Origin of the sequence: uncultured Intestinimonas sp., assembly GCF_944387725.1 — a bacterium.
GTDB lineage: Bacteria > Bacillota > Clostridia > Oscillospirales > Oscillospiraceae > Intestinimonas.
In genome coordinates, this window is record NZ_CALXGA010000110.1 from 1 (window position 1) to 3,089 (window position 3,089).

A 3,089-nucleotide genomic window follows, 5' to 3' on the forward strand; every position below is an offset into this window, starting at 1 on the left:
CGGGGTCCTGCTCCACCCCGATGCCGTTGAGGCAGCACACCCCCAGGTTGCACTGGGCGGGGGCGTAGTCCTGCTCGGCGGCCTGGAGGTAGAGCTCAGCGGCCCGGACCGGGTCCCGCTCCACCCCCTCGCCGCTCTCATAGCACAGGCCCAGGTCGCAGAGGGCCCCGGCGAAGCCCTCCTCGGCGGCCTGGCGGAAAAGCTCCGCCCCCCGCTCCTGGTCCTGCTCCACCCCGCTGCCGTTCTGGTAGCAGCGGCCCAGGGCGTCCACCGCCCGGAGGTCGCCGGTCTCCGCCGCCTGGGCGAACCAGTGGGCGGCCTGGGCCATGTCCGCCTCCACGCCGTCGCCGGTGGCGTAGCGAACCCCCAGCTCGTACTGCACCGAGGCGTCCCCCAGCTCGGCCCGCTCCAACAGCTCCTGAAAGTCGGCCTGGGCCTTCTGCATCCCCTGCATGGCCTTCATGATGAGGGCGGTATTGACAATCACGATATCTTGTCCGTTGGACAGCTCCCGCTCCTGGTTCAGGCTGTCCCGGTCTTCCGGTCTAAGTTCCATAGTATTGTCCACCTGCTTTCCTGCGGCCCCGTCAGGGGCCGTTCTCCCCCTATTTTACAACGGAACGGGCCGGTATACAAGATGGAATGACGATGAAAAGCCCCGGCCCGCCTTTCCGCAGGCCGGGGGTCAAAAAAGGTGCAAATTGGCCGGATACGCACCGGGGGCCGGGGGTCAGGTCTCTGCGGAGGACTCCGCTTCGGCCTCCGCCTCGGTCTGGGTCCGGGCGCCGGGCAGGGCCAGCAGGTTCTCCACATAGCTGGGGGAGAGGAGGTCTGCCTGGTAGGAGCCCTCCAGCTGGGCGTAGTAGTTCCCGCTCTCGTCGGTGTCCCCCAGGAGCAGGGTGTAGCTCCCGCCGTCGTAGGTGACGGCAATCCGGTCCGGGTCATCCAGGCCCAAGGCGGCCAGAGCGGCCTCGCCGGGCTTCCAGGCGGAGCAGGAGCGGAAGGCCAGGAGGGAGAGGGCGTCTACTCCGTCCTGGAGGACGGCGTCCTCCCCGTCCAGGACCTCCCCATCCCGGCTCCAGACGTAGGCGGTGGTCTGGCTGGTCTCTCCGGTCTCCTCATCCACCGCCTCCTGGGTGATAGTCTCCTTGGTGTAGGCGGTCTCCACCCCGTCCAGGGTGAGGACCACCGACTGCACCTGGGCCTCTGTCACCCAGGGGATGTCCTCCAGGGCGATGAAGTCCAGCAGCTCCCCCTCGGTCTGGTCCATGAGGCCGGAGGAGATGGTGTAGACCCGGGCGTCCCCCTCCGGCCGGGCGTAGTAATTCCCGTCCACCTGGCTCCCCACCAGAAGGGTGACCGCCTCCCCGCCGCCGTCCATGGCGGTGAGGGTCAAGGCCGGGGCGTCCAGGCCGTAGGAGGCGTCGGCCTCCGGGTCGCCGATGACCCGGACGGCTGCCAGGGCGGAGAGAGTTTCCGCCAGCTCGGTGAGGCGGCTCTGGTCCACCGGGAAGTCGCTGTCACCGTCATAGCGCCAGATCCCCTCCCCGTCTTTGGTAAAGGAGAGGGAGACCGCGCCCCGCTGGAAGGAGAGGGCGGTGAGGTCCTCTGGCCGGGCCAGGTAGTCTGCCTGGGCCGCCGCCCGGTCCTCCGCGCCCTCGTTCCACCACCGCAGGCCCAGGTAGGCCCCGGCGCACAGGGCCAGCACCATGGTCAGCACAAAAAGCTGAGTCCCGTGCCGTTTCTTCATCACAGCCGCCTCCTTTTCGCCCAGGCCAAGAGGCCCAGGGCCAGGACCCCCAGGGGGATGACGGCGGTGAAGAGGGTGCTCCAGAGCCCGGGATTGCGAATGGTGTTGTAGGTGATCTCCAGGCTCTTGGCCGGGATGGAGAGGTTGGAGACCTCCTCGAAGCCGTCGGTGACGGCGTTGAGGAAGACGTCCAGATTCACCCCGTTGGAGAGCATGGTCAGGACGCTGTCCTCCACGAAGGAGGCCGAGGAGATAAGGGTGAGACGTCCGGCAGCATTGCCGTCGGCGCCGGTCTTCTCGCACACCGCACCCAGGAGGTAGGCGCCCTCGGTCTGGGCGCCGTCGGCGGCCACGGCCACGGCGCTGGAGGAGGTCTGGAGGAAGGGGGTCACCGTCACGTCCTCCGGCAGCTCCTCCGCCTTGGTGAAGCCCCGGGCGTTGAGCATCAGGGTCAGGTCGCCGGAGGAAAATCCGGCGGTGACCGGGCTGGAGGCGGAGAGCACCGGCGCGATGGCGTAGAGGCTGCCCAGCTGCTGGTAGAAGCGTTGGGGATCGGCCACATAGCCGCCGGCCAGGGACAGGCCGTAGGCGGCGAAGAGGGCCTCCCAGTTGGGCAGCTCCTCCCCGGTCTGGGCCAGGAGCACCAGCAGCTGCCCGCCCCCGTCCAGGTATTCCTCCAGCAGGGCCAGCTCGCCGGCGGTCAGGTCCCGGGTGGGGGCATAGCTGAGGAGGAGGGAGCAGTCGGCCGGGACCCCGCCGTCCAGGGCCAGGCTCACACTCCCGGAGAGGGTGAGGTTTGCCTTCTCGATGGCGTCGGCGGCCTGGGCGGGGAGTGCGCTCTCCCCGTGGTTTTCCAGGGTGTAGAGGACCACGCCGTTGTCCTGGGTGACATAGCTCACTGCGGAGGTGAGCTGCCCCTCGGCGTCAAACTCCGTCTCGTAATACTGTCCGTACATGTAGTAGTACATGGTGTCGTAGACCAGGATGTCGCTGAAGGGGATGGTCCGGGACCGGCCCGTCTCCTCACAGCGGACCACCAGGGAGTTGGAGGCGGCGTCATACTCCTCGGCGGCGGCGGGGTGGGCCACCGGGTCCACCTGGGTGACAGTGAGGCGGCTGGAGAGGGCGGCGTAGCGGTCCAAGAACTTGGCGATGCGCTCGTCTACCGTCCCCTCCTCCGCCAGAATCACAATCTCCACGTCCCGGTCCAGGGCGGAGAGGAATTCCACCGAGGTGTCGGAGACGGTGTAGAGCTTGTGGTCGGACAGGTCGAACTCCAGCAGGTTGGAGGGCAGCTGTCCCACAATGAGGTTGACGAAGAGGACGATGGCCGCCGCCA

3 protein-coding genes are annotated in these 3,089 nt (G+C 68.0%); all 3 read right to left on the reverse strand.

Going from position 1 to position 3,089, the window contains the following annotated elements:
- Window positions 1–556 (reverse strand): tetratricopeptide repeat protein (locus Q0K09_RS10610; RefSeq protein ID WP_294476194.1); only part of this gene is annotated, 556 nt, incomplete at its 3' end.
- Between the two features lie 174 nt (window positions 557–730).
- Entirely contained in the window at window positions 731–1,750 is a 1,020-nt protein-coding gene (locus tag Q0K09_RS10615) for a DUF4340 domain-containing protein (RefSeq protein WP_294476198.1), read from the reverse strand.
- Window positions 1,750–3,089, reverse strand: a 1,340-nt coding sequence (locus tag Q0K09_RS10620; RefSeq protein WP_294476201.1) for a Gldg family protein, incomplete at its 5' end; no start/stop codon positions are given. The genes Q0K09_RS10615 and Q0K09_RS10620, both read right to left, overlap by 1 nt.